The organism is Chryseotalea sp., assembly GCF_057350905.1.
Genome location: NZ_JBMRCF010000001.1, coordinates 1,084,404 through 1,103,725 on the forward strand (window position 1 = coordinate 1,084,404; position 19,322 = coordinate 1,103,725).

General features: G+C 38.8%; 23 protein-coding genes and 1 pseudogene. 7 read left to right on the forward strand and 17 right to left on the reverse strand.

Going from position 1 to position 19,322, the window contains the following annotated elements; translation table 11 throughout:
* Window positions 1-12: 12 nt before the first annotated feature.
* The 3 genes from bglX (at window position 13) to ACO1XM_RS04680 (ending at window position 3,509) form a co-directional block, all read left to right on the forward strand.
* Window positions 13-2,265 carry a beta-glucosidase BglX gene (gene bglX / locus ACO1XM_RS04670; protein ID WP_486226317.1) on the forward strand — a complete coding sequence of 751 codons (2,253 nt, stop codon included), beginning with the start codon at window positions 13-15 and terminating at the stop codon, window positions 2,263-2,265.
* An 80-nt stretch (window positions 2,266-2,345) separates the two neighbouring features.
* Window positions 2,346-2,663: a rhodanese-like domain-containing protein gene (locus ACO1XM_RS04675; protein ID WP_486226318.1), complete on the forward strand. Its 318-nt coding sequence runs from the start codon at window positions 2,346-2,348 to the stop codon at window positions 2,661-2,663.
* A 153-nt stretch (window positions 2,664-2,816) separates the two neighbouring features.
* Window positions 2,817-3,509, forward strand: a complete 693-nt coding sequence (locus ACO1XM_RS04680; RefSeq protein WP_486226320.1) for a hypothetical protein — start codon at window positions 2,817-2,819, stop codon at window positions 3,507-3,509.
* A 95-nt stretch (window positions 3,510-3,604) separates the two neighbouring features.
* Here the strand turns inward: ACO1XM_RS04680 and ACO1XM_RS04685 are convergent, their stop codons facing one another.
* The 3 genes from ACO1XM_RS04685 to ACO1XM_RS04695 all read right to left on the reverse strand — a co-directional run bounded on the left by ACO1XM_RS04685 (window position 3,605) and on the right by ACO1XM_RS04695 (window position 5,516).
* Window positions 3,605-4,327: a hypothetical protein gene (locus tag ACO1XM_RS04685; RefSeq protein ID WP_486226322.1), complete on the reverse strand. Its 723-nt coding sequence runs from the start codon at window positions 4,325-4,327 to the stop codon at window positions 3,605-3,607.
* A gap of 259 nt (window positions 4,328-4,586) precedes the next feature.
* The gene (locus tag ACO1XM_RS04690) at window positions 4,587-4,976 is read right to left on the reverse strand and encodes a hypothetical protein (protein ID WP_486226324.1); all 390 of its coding nucleotides are present in this window, start codon (window positions 4,974-4,976) and stop codon (window positions 4,587-4,589) included.
* A gap of 177 nt (window positions 4,977-5,153) precedes the next feature.
* On the reverse strand, window positions 5,154-5,516 hold the full coding sequence (locus tag ACO1XM_RS04695; protein WP_486226326.1) for a VOC family protein: 363 nt from the start codon (window positions 5,514-5,516) through the stop codon (window positions 5,154-5,156).
* 375 nt (window positions 5,517-5,891) lie between these two features.
* On the opposite strand from ACO1XM_RS04695, the gene ACO1XM_RS04700 reads away from it, so the two are divergent.
* Window positions 5,892-6,626 (forward strand): hypothetical protein, encoded by a 735-nt coding sequence (locus tag ACO1XM_RS04700; protein ID WP_486226328.1) that lies wholly within the window; start codon window positions 5,892-5,894, stop codon window positions 6,624-6,626.
* A 258-nt stretch (window positions 6,627-6,884) separates the two neighbouring features.
* Here the strand turns inward: ACO1XM_RS04700 and ACO1XM_RS04705 are convergent, their stop codons facing one another.
* Entirely contained in the window at window positions 6,885-7,223 is a 339-nt protein-coding gene (locus tag ACO1XM_RS04705) for a type II toxin-antitoxin system PemK/MazF family toxin (protein ID WP_486226330.1), read from the reverse strand.
* Window positions 7,210-7,422 (reverse strand): hypothetical protein, encoded by a 213-nt coding sequence (locus ACO1XM_RS04710; protein WP_486226331.1) that lies wholly within the window; start codon window positions 7,420-7,422, stop codon window positions 7,210-7,212. The genes ACO1XM_RS04705 and ACO1XM_RS04710 overlap by 14 nt, the downstream gene beginning before the upstream one ends.
* 480 nt (window positions 7,423-7,902) lie before the next feature.
* On the opposite strand from ACO1XM_RS04710, the gene ACO1XM_RS04715 reads away from it, so the two are divergent.
* Both ACO1XM_RS04715 and ACO1XM_RS04720 read left to right on the forward strand, forming a co-directional pair.
* Complete coding sequence (locus ACO1XM_RS04715; protein WP_486226333.1) at window positions 7,903-8,226, forward strand: type II toxin-antitoxin system RelE/ParE family toxin; 324 nt, start codon at window positions 7,903-7,905, stop codon at window positions 8,224-8,226.
* A gap of 16 nt (window positions 8,227-8,242) precedes the next feature.
* The gene (locus tag ACO1XM_RS04720) at window positions 8,243-8,554 is read left to right on the forward strand and encodes a helix-turn-helix domain-containing protein (protein ID WP_486226335.1); all 312 of its coding nucleotides are present in this window, start codon (window positions 8,243-8,245) and stop codon (window positions 8,552-8,554) included.
* A 1,168-nt stretch (window positions 8,555-9,722) separates the two neighbouring features.
* Here the strand turns inward: ACO1XM_RS04720 and ACO1XM_RS04725 are convergent.
* The 10 genes and pseudogenes from ACO1XM_RS04725 to ACO1XM_RS04770 form a co-directional block, all read right to left on the reverse strand.
* Window positions 9,723-11,000, reverse strand: a pseudogene (locus tag ACO1XM_RS04725) (IS4 family transposase); the annotation flags it as partial.
* A gap of 251 nt (window positions 11,001-11,251) precedes the next feature.
* The gene (locus tag ACO1XM_RS04730) at window positions 11,252-11,482 is read right to left on the reverse strand and encodes a hypothetical protein (RefSeq protein ID WP_486226337.1); all 231 of its coding nucleotides are present in this window, start codon (window positions 11,480-11,482) and stop codon (window positions 11,252-11,254) included.
* A 9-nt stretch (window positions 11,483-11,491) separates the two neighbouring features.
* Window positions 11,492-11,779, reverse strand: coding sequence for a hypothetical protein (locus ACO1XM_RS04735; protein WP_486226339.1), 288 nt, complete (start codon window positions 11,777-11,779; stop codon window positions 11,492-11,494).
* 150 nt (window positions 11,780-11,929) lie between these two features.
* Window positions 11,930-12,451, reverse strand: coding sequence for a J domain-containing protein (locus tag ACO1XM_RS04740; RefSeq protein WP_486226341.1), 522 nt, complete (start codon window positions 12,449-12,451; stop codon window positions 11,930-11,932).
* Window positions 12,452-12,582: 131 nt separating this feature from the next.
* Window positions 12,583-13,083, reverse strand: coding sequence for a YcxB family protein (locus tag ACO1XM_RS04745; protein WP_486226343.1), 501 nt, complete (start codon window positions 13,081-13,083; stop codon window positions 12,583-12,585).
* A 385-nt stretch (window positions 13,084-13,468) separates the two neighbouring features.
* Entirely contained in the window at window positions 13,469-13,726 is a 258-nt protein-coding gene (locus ACO1XM_RS04750; protein WP_486226345.1) for a hypothetical protein, read from the reverse strand.
* A gap of 762 nt (window positions 13,727-14,488) precedes the next feature.
* The gene (locus ACO1XM_RS04755; protein ID WP_486226347.1) at window positions 14,489-14,773 is read right to left on the reverse strand and encodes a hypothetical protein; all 285 of its coding nucleotides are present in this window, start codon (window positions 14,771-14,773) and stop codon (window positions 14,489-14,491) included.
* A 552-nt stretch (window positions 14,774-15,325) separates the two neighbouring features.
* Window positions 15,326-15,862, reverse strand: coding sequence for a hypothetical protein (locus tag ACO1XM_RS04760; RefSeq protein ID WP_486226349.1), 537 nt, complete (start codon window positions 15,860-15,862; stop codon window positions 15,326-15,328).
* A gap of 302 nt (window positions 15,863-16,164) precedes the next feature.
* Window positions 16,165-16,572, reverse strand: a complete 408-nt coding sequence (locus ACO1XM_RS04765) for a helix-turn-helix domain-containing protein (protein ID WP_486226351.1) — start codon at window positions 16,570-16,572, stop codon at window positions 16,165-16,167.
* 17 nt (window positions 16,573-16,589) lie between these two features.
* Entirely contained in the window at window positions 16,590-16,781 is a 192-nt protein-coding gene (locus tag ACO1XM_RS04770; protein WP_486226352.1) for a hypothetical protein, read from the reverse strand.
* 7 nt (window positions 16,782-16,788) lie between these two features.
* Here ACO1XM_RS04770 and ACO1XM_RS04775 point away from each other — a divergent pair, with 7 nt between their 5' ends.
* Window positions 16,789-17,037 carry a hypothetical protein gene (locus ACO1XM_RS04775; RefSeq protein WP_486226354.1) on the forward strand — a complete coding sequence of 83 codons (249 nt, stop codon included), beginning with the start codon at window positions 16,789-16,791 and terminating at the stop codon, window positions 17,035-17,037.
* A 345-nt stretch (window positions 17,038-17,382) separates the two neighbouring features.
* Here ACO1XM_RS04775 and ACO1XM_RS04780 read toward each other — a convergent pair whose 3' ends face one another.
* Complete coding sequence (locus ACO1XM_RS04780) at window positions 17,383-18,837, reverse strand: FISUMP domain-containing protein (RefSeq protein ID WP_486226356.1); 1,455 nt, start codon at window positions 18,835-18,837, stop codon at window positions 17,383-17,385.
* On the reverse strand, window positions 18,827-19,318 hold the full coding sequence (locus ACO1XM_RS04785; protein WP_486226358.1) for a T9SS type A sorting domain-containing protein: 492 nt from the start codon (window positions 19,316-19,318) through the stop codon (window positions 18,827-18,829). Before ACO1XM_RS04785 ends, ACO1XM_RS04780 begins: the two co-directional genes overlap by 11 nt.
* Between the last annotated feature and the right edge of the window lie 4 nt (window positions 19,319-19,322).

A 19,322-nucleotide genomic window follows, 5' to 3' on the forward strand; every position in this document is an offset into this window, starting at 1 on the left:
GAAACTATTAAAATGATTACTCGTTACTCCCCTATTCTGTTTATTTTATTTTTTGTTGTCGCTTGTAGCAGCGATAAGAAATCAACTTCATCTGCGAATCCAAAAGTCGATTCTTTACTTAGTGTAATGACCATTGAAGAGAAAGTGGGGCAACTCAACTTTCCCGTAGGCGATCTTTTCAACACAGGCCCAACCGTTCGCACGGCAGAATCAGCACGCTTCAATGAATTAATTAAGCAAGGTAAAATCACGGGACTCTTCAATGTACACGGTGCCAAATACACCGCCCGCTTACAAAAAATAGCCGTTGAAGAATCGCGCTTAGGCATTCCGTTGCTATTTGGTGCAGACGTTATTCATGGTTTCAAAACTGTATTTCCTCTACCCCTGGCCGAGGCTGCAAGTTGGGATTTAGAAGCCATTGAATTGGCTGCCCGTGTCGCTGCCATAGAGGCTACTGCCGCAGGCATTAACTTCAACTTCGCGCCTATGGTAGACATTGCACGCGATGCCCGTTGGGGTCGTGTGTCTGAAGGGGCAGGCGAAGATCCCTATCTCGGATCCTTAATAGCCGCAGCCCGCGTGCGTGGCTTTCAGGGTGCTAACTTAAGCGATGCCAATACGCTGGCGGCTTGTGTAAAACACTTTGCAGCCTATGGTGCACCCATTGCAGGCCGCGATTACAACACAGTAGACATGTCGTTGCAGACCTTGCATGAAACTTATCTGCCTCCTTACAAGGCAGCGGTAGAGGCAGGCAGTGCCACCATCATGACTTCCTTTAACGAATTGAATGGTATACCTGCCACAGCACATACTTACTTGTTACAAGATATATTGCGTAAGCAATGGGGCTTTAACGGTATGGTGGTTTCAGACTGGCAATCCATAGGCGAAATGCTCGACCATGGCTTTGTAGCCGATAGTCTTGAAGCCGCTAAAAAAGCAATGGAAGCGGGAACAGACATGGACATGATGGCGGATATCTATCTGAAGAAGATACCTGTGCTGATTGCCAAGGGTCAGCTGGATCAAAAGATTTTAGATCAGGCAGTAAGACATGTGCTTGAACTGAAATTTAAACTCGGCCTTTTTGATAATCCTTATTTGTATTCAGATACCGTACGTGAGCAAAATGAAATCAGGTCGGCATCCAATCTGGCGGCAGCACATGAAGTAGCTAAGAAATCCATTGTGCTTTTAAAAAATGAAAACAACATATTGCCCTTGGCGAAAGACATTAAACGCCTGGCAATTATCGGGCCTTTGGCCAATAACAAAGAAGATATGAACGGCTCCTGGTCCTTCTTCGGTGAAGCACAACATCCTGTATCTATTGTAGAAGGCATCAAACGGAAAGTATCTCGTTCAACAAAAATTGCTTTTGCTGAAGGGTGTAATCTTTACGACAATGACCAAAGCAAATTTACAGAAGCCATCCGTATTGCCAAAGAAGCCGATGTAGTGGTGATGGTGCTGGGCGAAAGTGCTGTCATGAATGGTGAAGGTGCTTCCAGAGCTGATATAAGTTTGCCAGGTGTGCAACAACAATTACTGGAAGCGATTCATAAAACCAATAAACCCATCGTTGTATTGTTGCTGAATGGTCGCCCCCTGGCACTTGAATGGATGGACAAAAATATCCAGGGCATAGTAGAAACATGGACTTTAGGTTCACAAGCAGGACTGGCGGTGGCCGATGTGGTTTTTGGTGATTACAATCCTGCTGGCAAACTACCCATTACTTTTCCGAGGGCGGTAGGACAGTTACCGATTTATTACAACCATAAAAATACAGGCAGACCGTATTTAGGTAAGCATGAGGAACCCTTGACAGAACGCGTATACCGTTCGCGTTACAGAGACGTACCGAATACACCTTTATATCCCTTTGGATTTGGCTTGAGCTATTCCACATTTGAATACAACAACCTATCGCTGAGCAGTAAAAGCATTCAGGCGAATGAAACGTTAACGGTTACGGTGAAGGTTAAGAACAGCAGTATGCGTGACGGAGAAGAAGTGATACAGCTTTACATCCGCGATGTAGTAGCGAGTACTACCCGTCCTGTAAAAGAGTTAAAGGGATTTCAGAAAGTATTGATCAAAGCAGGAGAAGAAAAGACAATCACGTTTACCCTTGCCAAAGACCAACTGAGCTTTGTCAACGAGGCATTACAGACTGTTGCAGAGCCTGGGCGCTTTCAGGTAATGGTGGGTGGCAACTCAGCAGTTACATTAAACGATTTCTTTGAGTTGAAGTAAACAAGTTTAGGTTCAGGTGGAAAAGGCGATGGCGAAAGCTGTCGCTTTTTTTCTTGCTCAAGAGTCCTTAATTTTGAGCCATGAAGGAGATAACCGTACTTGAACTTAAGCAGTTAATCGACAAAAAAGCTGATTTTCAGCTCATTGATGTTCGCGAAACACTTGAATACGGCATCTGCAACATCAAGGGTGAGTCTATTCCCTTAGATGAAGTCATCCCTAACCTGCACCGCATTCAAAAAGACAAGCAGGTGGTTATCCACTGCAAAGGTGGTAACCGCAGTAGTCAATTAGTTAAATATCTTGAAAAGAATTACGGCTACACAAACCTGTACAGCTTAAAAGGTGGCATTACCGCTTGGGCACAAGAGGTTGATGCTAGTATGGTAATCTATTAATCTATCTTTTTTATAATCCACCAGGCTATTGACTAATTACTTGTTAGCGTTGTGCATAAAAAATGCGGAGTTTTCATTGAATTCTTGGTCTTTCAAAAGCAAACCTCAGAAATAAGCATAACCCCAAAGTAAAACATCATAACATTCAATTATATGAGATACCAAGCTGTGCTTTTTCTTTTATTTCCATTTTTTTGCTTTGGTCAAGATGGACCCATTAGCATACATTTAAAGGGAGGAATTATTAAATCCACCAGATACGCATTTCTTAATAATAGTGGTGGATTTTCAAACGCGTTTGTTCGTATTGATCATAAAAGGGGTGAAAAAATATCAATTGATCTAGTAGATCATATTGAAGGAACTGATCAAAGCGGAACTTATAAATATTTTAAACCAATTACATTGCAAGGCTCCGAAATTTGGGGAGAAAGAACATACGCTTCTCAACGTGTTGATATTTATTACACCAACATTATTAGTGGTTCTTGGACGGCTTCATACAAAAGTCAATATTTCCAGTACACTAAAGATCAGCAACCTTTAAAAAAGCTAACACATTCAAATCTGAAAATTGACCTTGCTGATAATTTCAAATCAATAGAGCATTTAAAAAAAGCAAATGCACTTCGAATTTCACAGTTTTTACTTTACGGTTTGGGGGCTACGTTAATAGCGGTCGGAATTTCAAGTGACTTAAATAGCAATAATCTTAGTGATCCCAACGATACAAGTATCAAAATACCGCCTGCTTTAATTGCTGGTGCAGTATGCTTATATATTCCCTGGTTTATTAATAAGCCAAAACAAAATCACTTTGTTAATGCATTGAAGGAGTATAAATGAGCGTAAAAATTTTGCTATTCGCACAAGCACTTATTGTTGTGCGTGGAAATTAATACTGGATCACCAACAACAGGGAAGTGAAACAAAGTCAGAGATTAGCTACCAGATAATCTTTTATATTCCTTTAAAATTGTTCTAAGGTCCTCTTTGTCTTTAAAAATGAGCCCGTTTCTTTTTGCATAATCCCTTAATGATGGGTAGTACTCTCCTGTAAAATTTTTAAGTACATCTTTCTCAATGTATCCACTCCCCTTGCGTCTCCAACTATATAAGTCATTTGAATTTTCGGTTTCACCGCTGGAAGCATAGGGGAAAAATTGACCTTCCTTACTCACGAAGTAAATTACTTCGCTGCGATAAAATGTAACTGATTTAGATGCAGCGTAGCTGGTCACCTCTACACTTGAATAACTTTCTAAACGACCTTGTCTTGCAACAACCGCAAAGTCAGCAAACTCTGCCAGTACTTCAAAAAATTCAGGTTGGTACAAACGCCCATCACTGTCCTGGTATGGTAGCGAATAAAAAAGGCGATTCTGCCCACCCGGTTCATTAATTTCAAAGCTAATCAAACGTTTTGCAGTGAATGACTTAGTTTCGTTAATCGTGTTAATGGTAACAATACCCTCATTCTGATTAAAGGATATTGTCCCTTTCAATTCAACTTCATCCGCTGTAACTATTTTTCCTGGTCTTGTTGTTGTATTAAAATCGTTAATCAGTGTTGGTTTGCTACTTAACTGAGCGTAAACTGCAAGAGGTAAAATAATTAAGCCAATAACGAGAGCAAAGTGCCTACGTGATGCATAAAAAATCATTCGGCAAAAATAGGAAATTCATTTCAAATTTTACATTACAAACGGAGATCCCACCCGCCCTGATTCATTTCCCCACGAACCAGTATTGATCTTACTAAAACTCCTTGCTCAAATCTCCCAAAAAACTCCAGGCTAACCAAGGTCACTTATGAGCTTATACACTTGCTCATACACGACATCCGTGAGAGCGAGTTAGTCAATGATTCAATCACTGTGCTTAGACACCCAGGGCGAGGTTGGGCGAGGTGAGCCACATTTATCAGTCGTCAAATAATACAAATTTCGCATGGTCAGTAGAATCGAAAAATACAATCATATCATAGGTAAATGCATCTCCCTTATCAACAGCATAGTAAAACTTTGATTTGTATTCACCGTCAGCCACATTGTTTTCAGCATCTGGGGGCCCCAAGAGCTTACTTATATCTTCCTTCGATTTATCCATGAGTCCAATGCTATCCAAGAGGTAGTTGACCATCTGTCCTCTTTGCCTCCTTGTACCCTTTGACCAGGTTTTAGGCTCAAATTTTAAATCATTTGAAATGCCGTCATTAGCGAATTTAGCTTGAACGGTATGAAATGTTACGAAGTAATAAACGGCTATGGCGCAAGCCGATACAATTGCTGATGGTACAATTACTTTTCTCATTACCAATCTTCTTGCAGATACTCCATTTCTCAAGACTTGGTTCGTGTACAACGAACCAGCTTTTATCTTAATCAAACTCCTAAAGCAAATTATCCAAAAAACGCTTGTCTATTCAAGATCACAGATCAACTAATACACCGTCTTATACAACAGCTTGTTATTTTCACATATCTCTAATCACCATTGTTGAAATCTAATACCCAGCTGATTATCCGCTATCGCAAATTCTTTTGCACCCCAAGGTCTTAATGTAACTTTGCTAAGATTCGGATGAAGTAGATGAGGATTTGATGCAGACACCTCTGCAAAAACTTCTTCAATATTATTCGTTACAAGCCTTAATTCTGGATTATGCTCTTTTGCTAGTTGAGCATCCTGAAAAACCATAATACCTATTCCGTCTTTTTCTAGTACACAGTAAGGCTGCGAAGTATTTAAATCTTTATGCTTAATCGTAAAGTGCAAACAGTCGACAAATAATTTAAGTCCATCTGAAATATCTGAATAAAATACACTGGGTACTAATTTTGTAAAATGCATATACTGTCGTTTTTGTTTTCACTTGTCCAGAGTCTTCCCCATTGTGGTTCGTGTCCTAACCAAACAGTTTTTTTCCTGACTGAACTATATATCCAAATCTCTCAAAAAATTACGGACTAACCAAGGTCATTGATGAGTTTACGTGCAGACCCTTCTCTACATCCGCGGCAGCGAATAGTCAGTGATTAAATCGCTGTGCTCAGACACCCTCGTTACAAACGAAGGCGAGGTTGGGGTAAGGCTAATGTACCTAATTTAGTTATAGTATTTCTCCAGCATAGTATAAAAAAAGGTGGAATGATAAAAATTTAACTAAACGTGTAATGATCTAAAATTTCAAAACACTTATTCCTTAAATTTCAATCTACTTGGAATATGAAGGTTAAATTTTTATTCTTCCTGGTTTTTTACCCTGCTAGCCATCTCATGGCTGCAAAACAAGATTCATTGAGTACCAATTCATTTTGGATGGCGTATAAATTTGGTTCTGCTTACAGCAATGTATCAGCTTTTCAGCGCTGGACAGTTAGAGAAGGTCTCAATAATATTTCTGCAAGCACTAGAAATACCCTCATTGGCTTTGATATGCTATATAACCATAAGCGAATGGTTTATGGTTTGAATGCAGATTTTGAGTTACGAACGTTTGGAGGAGCAGAGCCTTATTATTTCAATTTTTCATTTCGATCGGGTTATGCTGTGGTTGATCAAAATAGATTTCAAGTAAAGACGATGGCTGGCATAGGACTGGCCTATGCTTTTGTCCGTTTTGAAAATGGTATACCTTTCTCCTTACAAGATATTGATTCCAAATACACCGATCCATTTGCTCGAGTATCTGCCATGATAGGTCGGGTTGAGGTTTTAACTTCATATAAGTTGGAAAAAAAATCAGCTAATCCTGCTAGATTTCCATTTCGACTTATTCTTTTCTTCAATGCGGGGGTGCAACCCGTCTTAGCTCATGGTAACTGGAATTACGGAGAAATGGTAATGGATACCATCGATGGTTCAAGCTTTGTTGGTGAAAGCGTTGATATGCCAAAATTTTACAAAGCCAACTGGTTTGCCTGCGGAGGAATAGCAATGAGTATACAAAATCGCCATTAGGCTTAACACCCATGTTTTGCTCTAACCCTTGCTGTTATTATAAGCAAGGAATAGCCCGCTGTTAGTCATGTTAGCACAGCGCATAGCTAACTATTAATAATACGGATTTTTAATCTGTCTCTCCCCTGGTTCGTGTCCCCACGAACCAGCCTTTTATCTTAATAAACTCCCTACTCAAATCTCTCAAAAAACTTCTGACTAAGCAAGGTCACGGATGAGCTACGCACTTGCTCACACACAACATCCGCGACAGCAGTTTCACATAGATAAAACCTTTTTTATTGCTTCCTTTATTTCTTCATGGATGTTGGCATTAATAGTGCCCAGCTTTTTAATAAGTCGTTCCTGAGAGATTGATCGTATCTGAAAACAGTCTGCAGAAGAATCTTTCTCTAAGCCGTTCTCTGCATTAGGAATAAGACGTACCATCCATGGCGCAATTCTATAACGGTCTTTCCAATCGGTAATTGGTATCACTATTTTCAATGGTAGCTTACCCAAGGCATCATCATTAATAATAATTGCAGGACGTTTCTTTTGTATCTCAGCGCCTTTTGTGGGATCAAGGTCTATGAGCCAAATTTCATTTTGCTTCATAAAAATGCTCCAGGTCTAATGAAGTAAAAGACGTTAGATCTTTATCGGTCTTATAAACAATTGCAAGATCGTTTGCGGCCAATTCCATTTGGTGGCTTACTTCTTCCTTCTTTATAGCCTTAATGATTTCTTCAATAACATAGAACTTCTGTGAAAGTGGTAACTTTTGAATTTCCTGTAACAAATCTGCAGTATGCATATTTCTCTAGTTTGGATTGGGAAATTTAATGAAATTACTTAACAAATTTCTATCCCTTTTTCACTCTCGTCTCACGTCTACTGTTCGCCATGTTAACGCAGCGCGACCTATTAATAATACGGATTTTTAATCCGTCTCTCCCACCCTGCTTCGTGTCCTTACGAACTAGCTTTTATCTTTCTTAAACTCCTTACTCAAATCTCTCAAAAAACTCCAGACTAACCAAGATCATAGATGAACTTATATACTTGCTCCCACACAACATCCGCGACAGCGAATTAGACAGTTATTGAATGGCTATAATCAGAAACGCTCGTTATAAAGAAGATATAGGTAAGCATGCTGTAATCGCAGTTCAAATAATATCAAATTTAGTTTAGAAAACACGCCTAATGGTGTGATTTACTACTTTAATGGGAATTAACCATATGTCTATTTGGACATATATCTAATCTGACATATATTTGTAATTGAGTTAATATGGAGAAGCCGCTTGTTTGGCTACATGGTGAAGTAAAAACACCACCTTTCTCAATGATGGCTCGCATTGAAGTAGGCCTTTTATTACGCAAGCTTCAACAAGGAGAAAAGCTATCTATGCCGCATTCACGCACGATGCCGTCTATTGGCAAAAGGTGCCACGAGCTACGTGTAAATGATGCCGATATAAGCTGGAGAATTGTGTATCGCATCGATATGGATGCAATTATAATTTTAGAAGTTTTTAAGAAGCAAACACAACAAACGCCTAAAGCTGTCATTAGCAAGTGTAAAAAGCGGATCATACAATATGATGGTGAATAATGATAAAAAAAGAGCCATGAATAATGCAAAGAAAAAGCGCTTGGAAGCCAATGGTTGGAAAGTGGGGAGTGCATCAGAATTTCTTAAACTTAGTGCAGAAGAAGCAGCCTATATTGAACTTAAACTTGCTCTGAGCAAAGCACTGCAGGAACTTCGGAAATCAAAAAAGCTAACGCAGGTGGAACTTGCCAAACGAATAAAATCCAGTCAATCAAGAGTGGCCAAAATGGAGGCTGCTGATACTTCGGTTAGTGTAGACCTCCTGTTTCGTTCCATGTTCGCGCTTGGAGCTTCTAAAAAGAAGGTAGTTGGCATGTTGACTGAATAAATTACATGCGCTTGCTCCCTCCTTCGTACCTGCCAAAACAGCTTTTATCTAAGCCCGCTGTCAGTCATGTAAGCGCAGCGCGACCTATTAATAATACGGATTTTTAAATCCGTCTCTCCCACCCTGGTTCGTGTCCCCACGAACCAGCATTTATCTTAATAAACTCCCAACTCAAATCGCTTAAAACACTTCTGACTAACCAAGGTCACCGATAAGCTTACACACTTGCTCACACACAACATCCGCGACAGCGAGTTAGTCAGCGATTAAATTGCTGTGCTCAGACACACTTGTTACAAGCGAGGGCGAGGTGGGGTCACTTACCCTTGGTCTCGCTTCCAATCAACTTTTTAAACAAGGTCTTGTTATGTCTCTTGTCCCGAATCTTACTCCCAATAATCCACCACATTGCTGTCCCCCATAAGATTGTCGCAGTGAATGAAACAAAATGAAACTTAAAATATGCAACGACCAATGCTAGAATCAATGTCAAAATGATTTCTATGTAATAAGTTTCCTTTTCAGAAACTCGTTGCCTTATTATCATTTTATTCCCTCTTACGTTTTCAATCCGTTCTTTTGTCTTAGTCAAAAATTTGTCAACGCTGTAAAATCTGTCCTGGTCGGACAATGAGAAACAAATGCCGAATGTTTGTTCAACCCCCTCAAAGAACATGTAGTACCTCCGAACACCCTTGAACGAATTCTTGATGTTATCCTTTGTCGCTGGAGGGTCAATTAGGTAGTCAAGGAAATGATTCTTGTCGTAAGGCGAATTTGGCTTTTGTCGCGTCCGTTCGAAGATGTCTAGTATTGTTTTCTCTATGTCTTCTGTGGTCATAACTTTCTTAGAGGCTTGAACATAACGAATGTGCATAAGCAGTAGCGGGAATTCTCTGCCCTGGTTTGTGCCCCCACGAACCAGCTTTTATTTTACTCAAAACTATTAATAAACTGATGCCTAACCAAGGTCACCGATAAGCTTATGCATAAGCTCGCACACAACATCCGTGAGAGCGAATAGCCAGTGATTAAATCGCTGTGCTCATACACACTCATTATAAACCATAGCCGTCAGGTTAAGGAAAGCTAAATCAGTAACCCCAATCGTAGGGGATGCTCATATTTTTTAATGCCCATTTTGTTTGATTTGCTGATCAGATGGGCTTTACTCACCAGCATGCTCAAAGATAACTCCCTTTTTCTTAATTTCTTTTAGCAGAATTGATTTATCAAGCTTCTCTAAGGTTTCACTTAGAACGTGTATTGATCCGTTTACCTTGCGAACAATATTGTAGATCAATTTGTCAAAAAAGATCATAAGCTTAGTTACCTTCATTACACTTATGTCATGCTCATGAAGCGCATCTTTACTTATAGAATTGCAGTATAAATTAACAATGTTGCGATGCAGTAAAGTCTTCAAGAGTAAAGCATAGAGATAACACTCCATTCTTTCCACTTTCATTGTTTTCATACTTCCTAAACGGTAATTACTCTTCCAGGTCTTAAATATTAACTCAATCTGCCAGCGGTATTTGTAGAAGGTAATAATTTCTTTAGTAGAAATTTTGTCACACCCAGCATTAGTTATGTAGGCATTAAACCAAGACCAACTTGAGTATTCTTTGCTTTGATTCCATCCTCGTCCTTTCATAAGCTTCTTTTTACCTCTAAGTCGATTATCTCTTATTGATTTGGGGACAATAAAAAAGCACACCCGTACTGGAAATTTGATTTCTCGATTCATGAAAAGAATCTCATCATAGAAATGAATGTTATACTTCTTCATTCTCCTTAGTAATTTTTCGATATCGAATCGAATGAATTCTTCTCCCCGCTTAGTAAAGAGAGCTGATCGGGGTTGGAGTCTGGATAAAAAAAAACTTTCATTTTCCTCTATAGATTTAAACCCCTTAGCTGAAAAATAACCCAGATCTCGTATGAGTAGAGAACCTTTGGGTAGCCAGTCAACATTTTCACACTCGTTTGAATCGTTATAAGTCTCTGGATGAATACTAAGACGGGCAAAATTATTCTTTTTGATATCCGCTGTTAACTGAATACTCGCTCCGGCTTGGTGATACCCGGGATATTTGTTTTTAAACCGATGAGGTAGTTTAAACTTAGTAGAATCTTGTAGATAAACATTAGAGAAGAAATCTAGAGCAGGCAGTTGTTGGTATTGGATGCTACTGCTCAATTGCTCTAGTAAGACGTGTCTAACAAACTCTGTTGAGAATTTATTAAATCTTTCATCCAGACTCTGCTTCTGTATTATTGTGTCATGATTAGTATTTAACTGGATTACATGATCGTTGAGGCTTTGTTTGCTTTCGTCAAACTCTTTGAAAAGTAAAGTGGACAGAAAATCAACTGGTGATAGTTTACGCTTACGTTTACAAAAACCTGTTGATCTTGCTATTGCTTCAATACGTGACTCGCTTAAAGACTCAGAAAAATACCTGTTTAAGGTATTGCTAAAATTCTCTTTCTTGCTCTAATTCAATGGATTACACGCTTAACCTGACGGCTATGATTATAAACGAGGGCGAGGTGGGTTTTAAGAATGAAGCTGAGCGGAATGTTAAAATCGACCAGCTCAGTTCTTGTCCCCGTTACCGAACTAAATTAGTAAAACAAACTTTATCTCTACTCTGAACCCCGCAATTAAATAAATACAATGTTGTAGCGCGTTTAGGCTTGATCTAAATTAATTACCTTCAACTTACCATGAATTACTTGTTCCTCTGTCCGTGTTTCATTGTCGGATAGTCTAAAAACCTGAATCATTTTCTCAACCAAGTCGTCATCTTTGTCCTGTGTGACTATCAATTGAAAATTCAGTTTTCCGTTATTTTGTCCCTCTTGATAGTACGATGTCTGTATATAATCTCTAATGATTTCCACTTTCCAAGTGGGTTCCATTTCACCAAACTAGTCTATAATAATAAGTATGCTGTGGGTGTTCTCTGTCCAATCTAAGTGAAAGTCCCATACTTGATTCCTTGACCAATTTTTCGGGTTCTGTTCCTTCCAATTTGTCGGCACAAAGGGGAATAATTTTCTTACTTGTTCAATGTATTCATCAAAAGTCCTGAGGTTGGGCGAAATTCTGTAAATCAGCTTATTTGTCCCAGCGATCAAGTCATTTAAGAATTCATGCCTGTCGTTATGTTTTTTACCGACAATTAAAATATGTTTTTTGTCAAGGTCCTTAGTCATTCGTCAGTCTATGTCGCCCGCCTAAATGCGCCACAACGCTTGGTTACATGGCGTGGCGCTTTTCGAAGCCCGTATGATTCCAACATTAAGTAACGAAGTTAGTAGTTTGTATTTAATTGGCAAAATACGCGGCATGACTTGTGGCTTTTGTTAGCGGCTGGCTTCGTCAACTATCCAATTCATTCTTATTCTTAAAAACCAAATCCCAATCAGTGTCATAACAATTCCGATTAAGCAATAGTCCAGCGCTAAGTTAATAATCCCTTTCCCAATTGTACAGATTCCTATTATAAATAATGTAACTGCGCCCAACATAAATTTGGAAAAGAATAGATCTAATAATATGTAAAGAATGACTTCTTTTTTAAACTTTCTAAAGTTTTCCGCGTATAAGAATGCTTTTTCCTGGATAGATAAAATATCCTTCTCTAATTCCTTGTCTTTTTGCTCAGCTGTTGCTGAATCAATCCAATGGTATATCAAATCATATCTCTTCCTTTTTTTATAATCGACAAGGATTTCATAGGCCTCAAATAGTTCAATAAATTCATCCTTAGTGTTTCTGCCAGATTTATCAGGATGAACTAAAAGTGCTTTTTGTCTAAATGTTTTCTTTATATCCTCAGATGTTGTTTTTTTATCTACACCTAGAATCTTGTAATAGTCCTTCATTTTCTGATGCCCTAAGAAGCTTACCACTAACGTTTATGTATAAGCCATGGCGCTGAGCAAAAATAAAAAAATGTCCTCATCATCAGCGCTAGCGATTATACATTTTGTTAGCGGATGGTCCAATGTCCACGTTACTTTTTTAACTTGTTTTTAAGTCCACCATGGGATCCTACAATCTCTTTAAATGCTTGTAGCTCTCCGTCTTTGAAGTCACGCTTTGGAACTACGTTTGCAACTTGTCGATTCTGCCAAATCAAGATACAGTCTGTGTTCTCTGTCACGCTATATACCTTGTCCCAAGTCAATTTTGAGTTAAACGACTCGCCAGTCAGTTGAATATTATCCTTGTCAAATTCATAGTTTATCGTCTCACTTATTCGTCCGTTTGATTTATAGTTTTTCTTAGCACTGAAGTAAACTGAAATGGGTAGTCCAACTGTCAAGAACAGTCCGAAGATCAATTGAAACCAAGGGAATTGCGTAAATGAATTAAATGAAAAAAGAATTAAAATCAACATAAAAAATCCGATACCTGTCATAAACTTAATTGCCCACTTTCGATAGAGTAAGTGATAGTTAACCTTTATGTAATCTTCTATACTGAGCTTCGTTGTCAAAATAATTTTGTCCATATTTTAATGTTGATCTGTCCTTTGGCTTGCCGCTAACGTACGTGTATGTACAACAATGGTATATACTTCGCTTATATAAAACGGCTTAAAATACCCAATAAATACTTTAAACAGGCCAATTACGTATATATTTTTTTCAGTTGACTTCTTTTCGAAACCAAAAAGGTTAACTAAAACGCTTTTAATTTTATCCAAAGCGAAATGGCTCAGTTGAGAGTACAATATAAATTGCTAATCCATCTCTCTCACCCTTGTTCTTTAACGTATACCATATGAAACAAAGTATCCTGCGATTACTCAGGTACGCTTGTTACAAACGAGAACGAGGTGGGTGGCGGTCGTGAATCTGTTTACTAAGTGATACTTGGTTGTCTATAATTGCAATTTAGTTATTTCCCTTTTTGGTATTCTCAATAAGTCTATAGGTTGTTGTCTCAGTAGACCTAGTCAGTATTTTTATAGTTATCATGGCAATAAAAACCCAAACTCCTAATCCTAAGAAAAATCTCAGTGTTCCTTTTGTTGAGTTACTCTCGTCTACTGAAACCATCTCTTTGTCAAACGATCCTTTAAATCCTTTCACTAACCAGATTACAAATGCTCCTGTTGCTGTGAAGAAAAAATTTAGAATTGGATTAGTCATATTTTCAAATTATTCATCTCTAACCACGAACTAAGGGAATTCCTCCCCACCCTGGTTCGTGTCCTCACGAACCAGCTTTTATCTTCCTTAAACTCCTTACTCAAATCTCTCAAAAAACTCCAGACTAAGCAAGGTCACAGATGAGTTACACACAACATCCGCGAGAGCGAATAGCCAGTGATTAAATCGCTGTGCTCATACACAATCGTTAAAAACGAAGGCGAGGTGGGGTATTTTTAAGCTTCGTGTACAATTGCATTGATTTATTTTACTAATAAGTCTTTTCTAATTTCTGTAAATGTATTTATCAGTATCAGTATAATGCACAGTCCTAGAAGTATTCCAAAGATGTATGAACTTTTACATGAAACTGAATGAAGCATTAAGATATTTGAGTCGGTTGTCTCCATTTCAATTTGAATATTTGTCGGAATTTGTTGATAGCTTTTGTCTTCTACTAAGACACCATAAAATGCTGAATATTTGTTATAGATGCTATCAACTCTCGCAAAAATTTTATAATTCAACATTATCGTAAGGCAGATTATTGTGATTACGATTAATCTCAGAATAATTTTAAACGCAATTTTTATTATTGTCATAGTGCCGATTTCCCTGTCCCTGGTTCGTGTCCTCACGAACCAGCTTTTATCTTCCTTAAACTCCTTACTCAAATCTCTCAAAAAACTCCAGACTAACCAAGGTCATAGATGAACTTATATACTTGCTCCCACACAACATCCGCGACAGCGACCTTATTCTTCATTCGTTTGAAATTGTGGCTGAATCACCATTGGGTCTCCATGATCTCAACTCATCAATCTCGTCTTCATTTTTACATTGAATTAGGAGTCCCGTGGTAGTCTTGTCAGGAGTAGCCATTCTAATTCCATCTGTTCCCGTAATTTTTCTTTTTCTCAATTTGCCCAAGGCAGTGAACTCAATATAATCTCCAATTTGAATTGCCCCCTCTGCTATGTATCCAGCTAAAACGAGACCACGTCCAGTAATCTTAAATGTATCCTTAATTATGTATCGCGCGGTCATTATTAATAATTAGTGATTGAAAATTTGTCCGGGATGTTTTGCCAAAAACGTCTGTGCATACAATCGCTGTACTTATACATCCTCTTTACAAACGAGGACTAGATGGTTATCTTGAGTTTCTTAGCAGTCTGTAGAATTTTCTTAAAATAAAGTAATCGAGTATAATAAATAGTCCTATTAAAAGCCCAAAGAAAAATATCTCGGTAGAATTCATATTTCTGAATGTTGGATTTACTATTTTATCATGGAGCAATTCAAAGTATGTGAAAATGAAGAATCCTGATATAAATAAAAAAATCAACAGCCCCGCGTTAACCAAAATACTTTTCATTTCTCGTCCTTTGTAAATAGGCACTTAACTCTGCCCTGCTTCGTGTCCTCACGAACCAGCTTTTATCTTAATAAACACCTTACTCAAATCTCTCAAAAAAATACTGACTAACCAAGGTCACGGATTACCTTACACAATTGCCCAAACACAACATCCGCGACAGAGGATAAGCGACACCGTTAAAGTATGTCAAATGTATCCATTAATTAAAAACGTCAATGCTAATCTTGTTTTGTATTCTTTAAAGAATCTTCTAAAGCCTCTACTTTGCTAGTAAGAACTTTTAAAGAATCAAACAAAGGTTGAATTCTAGTGTCTTCTATGTTTGTTTTTGTTAAGGGGGTTTCCTGTTTTTCTAGGTTATTTATCTTAGTGCCAATAAACGATAAAGTTGTACCTAAAACCACTCCTCCAAATGTCTGTAATGGATTATATCTCTCCCACCATGGTCTATCGACAGCAATAACATAAACTTCCTCTTTGCCAGCCTTATTAATTCCTTCCTTCATCGTATAGTTCCGTGTCCGCACCATTCGTCCCGCTACATCTCTTTCAAAAGGATAAACTGTTCCTTTTACAGGAAATTCATTAGTAACTATATCAGTAATATTTGCTAAACTATTTTTACCCTTTTTTAAGTCAAGATAGTGGATAAGAAATTTTACAAATTCTTGCTTTACCAATTCCTGTTCTTCAGGGTCGCTCAGATCTTGTTTTTCACAAAGTACTTTTATGTTGTCTGGTATTTTGTAATCCATTTATTAAATTATAAGTAGTGAGTCTAACTAAAAGTGTAACGTCAAAAGGTATCCGCGTTGAACTGTACTTCAGGTTACCATCTCGACCAACGCCTGTGGATATGTAACCACATTTATAACTACAACCTCCCACCCACCGCACACATCTCCTCTAATATCGCAAACCTTTTTGCACTTCTGCAAATGTTAAATGAGCTTTAATTTAGTTTGAGGCAAGCAATACAATAACCTAAACAGCCTGGGAAGCCGCTTTAGATGTTTTGGAAAGTAAATTGTGTGATTGGGAAAAGTAGTAGGAATGCTTAGTCTTTCAGCATTTTTTCCATAAGTGCTATCTTCTCTTTTTCAGATTGGAGAAGGCGTTCGTAGAGATCAACGATCTTTTCAATGGTGTTGAATGTAGGATAGTAATTTAAGGAACTTGAAATCAACGTAGATTGATCTGAGCTTGTGTTGTGAAATGTATTGGATATAACATTGAAGACTGATTCTTCATTAAAGTTCTTAATCGCTTCTGCCGGAACGCCCAAAGCCTTTGCCACCCGCTCTATCGTTTTCTCTTCCAACTCCTCGCTCTGCTCCAACTTGCTCACGGCCTGTTGGGTAATGCCCATTTGTTCGGCCAGGGTCTCCTGCTTCACGCCCAACATCTCGCGTATGCGTCCTATTCTTCTGCCTACATGTCGGGGTGCTTTGCTCGTGGTTTCCATATCCCAAATATAGAAGTTTATGTGTATCGTAAAAAACAACCCAACTTCTCGTGTTCTACGGCCTCACCTTGTGCATACCCTTCTTTCCACCTACTTATTTCGTACAAACACCAACAGGTATGAACAAGCGCCAACAACACCGCGTTCGTTTGCCCCGGAAAGTTGATCTGCCCCTCTCTCTCTTGTGCGAAGAACTTAAAGTCAACCATTTCTTTTATGGTATACAACAACTCGGCTTTGGGGAATGTCCCTACCAGCCCTGCCTCGGCACCATCATTCTGCGGCTCATGCAAGTGGATGTGGCGCGATGAAGTATGGACTTTCTACGTAAAGCACCTGGACTACTATACCAAAAGAATGAGCAAAACACATAACCGCAAACGCACCACACAACTGGCACTACAGTTTTACCGCGACCTGCAGGGCGAGCACAAGCGGTGGCAGAAAGCACGGGTAAAAGTTTAATTTACTGTTGGTGATGCAAGCCGCAAGGCCTGCGCGCAACACCAACAATGGCGAGGCAAGCGTGGTCGGTGAAAACACCGACCATAGGCTAAAACACATAACCGCAAACGCACCACACAACTGGCGCTACAGTTTTACCGCGACCTGCAGGGCCAGCACAAGCGGTGGCAGAAAGCAAGGGTAAAAGTTTAATTTATTGTTGGTGATACCTGCCACAAGGCCTGCGCAACACCAACAATGGCGAGGGGGTAAAAGCCTAAGTCAGCTGTGCCTGGAAATCAATACATGGATTGGTGATGCCTGAAAGCATGCGCACAAGCTCAATAATTGCAAGGGCCCTACAATCTAATTCTTAATACATCGAACAGAGATACCACTGCTAGAGCTTATTGGGGCGGTGAAGAATACATGACTGCCAACGGCAAATCCGTAAAAGTACAAAGCCTGAAGATTACCAGTTAATGTAGAAGTAGCGACCATATTATAGGAATTAAATCCGTAAGCTCCTGAAGTATTTCCCTGCCCTGCTTTTATTGGATAAAACAGGCTATAATTGGCCGGATTGTTTTCTAAAAAGCTGAAGAGGGTAAGCAATTCGGCCTCTGTTGGAACATGGTAGTCGTTTGGACATACGCCTTGTGTACCTGGCGTGAAGGTATTTTTAAGGATAGCTTGTGGTGTGTATAAAAGACCGTACGTTTCTTTGTTAGCGGCATTATTGTCTGGGTAAGAAAATGGAATATCTGTGCCATCTGCATATTTAGTTGACATTATATTTGGAACAATCCATGTCTGTGTACCTAAAGTAACAATTGGATATTGATTACCCTCAAAATCGCTTACGGAAGTAGATTGGGCTACATTAATTATTTTATCGTCCGTACTTGTTCCACAACTATTGGTTATTGTATACCTCAGCAGGTACGATTGACCCAATGAACCTGTAAATGTTGTTGATGGGCTGGTTGGATCAGCAATTGTGCCACCTGTTCCGCTAATAACCTGCCAGGTACTACTGCCTGAGCTAGGAACATTTCCTACCAAATTAAAGGGCTGTTCGTTAGAAACAATATCAGCACCTGCGTTCGCCTGATCAGGTAAGGGTTCGCAAGTAAATCCACACCATTTAAAGTAGTAAGGGGGAGTGTCGTAAACGTATAGGCATCTATTGGTAGTGTTCCACACATACAATCCCTTAGTTTTTACAGTTGCATCCAACTCAGCTTGAGTGAGCATGAGTAAACCTGAAGTAGGGAAACCAGCGGGCAATGTAACCTCATTACCATTTGTTATTTTTAAGGTGTTACCATTCAGTTCAAGAAATTGAATTTCATTGGTGGCACTTGAATCTCTTGCGGTAATATGGTTTCCTTCTATGATGAGCCCGTGTCCTACTAAATCAAGTTTTGCTTTTTCTGCGTAAAATGCATACGGAACCGAAGCCATTGTTGTTGTTCCTAATTCTTCAAAATTGTCTTCTCCATTTTTATCCAGTTCAACCTTTATTTTCACTTGTTCACCAGACCAATCAATGGATGAGAAAACACCACTGATAATAGTACCTTTTCCAATGACAACATTAATTACACCATCAGTATTTGTCGTTATCTGATGTCTTTCAGAATAAAGGGTTGTTGATCCTTTAATTAAGGAAAATCGAAATGATACCAGTTTATCACTTAATGTAAGTCCTGAAGCATCTTTTATTACCGCTTGGTAATTTATGCCTCTCACATCTTGAGCATATATGAAATCTGTAGATGCAACTACTAACAGAAGTACCAAAAAACTATTTTTCACGTCTGATTTTAAAAGTTGATATTTTGCCATTTTTCTTATCTTCTATTTTTAGGAAATACCATTGATCTGGAGCTTCCACAAATCTGATAATCGTTTTTAATTCATTCAAATTACCTTGTCTCACCAAAAGTCCGCTCATTGTGAAAATCATGAATTTACTTCCCGGGTAACTTGTTTGAATTGTCAATTCATCGTTAAGAGGATTTGGATATACCTTTACAAAGGGCGTTGTTTCGTCCTCTTGCACGCTTAGTACTAGTAAATTGGACGTAAGAATACCTTCATAAAGGTGCAGACCGGAAACTTGATATGTTTTTACGAATACTTCACCAAAGTTTGACGAAACTATATTGTTAGAGTTGCTAGTATTCTGTCCTCCGTTATTGAAAGTCTGCGTAACCTGAGCTTCTAAGTAACTTGAATTATTTAAAAGAAAGTATAGGGCGCAAATGAAAAAAATTGGGCTTAAAGGCAAGTTCATTGAA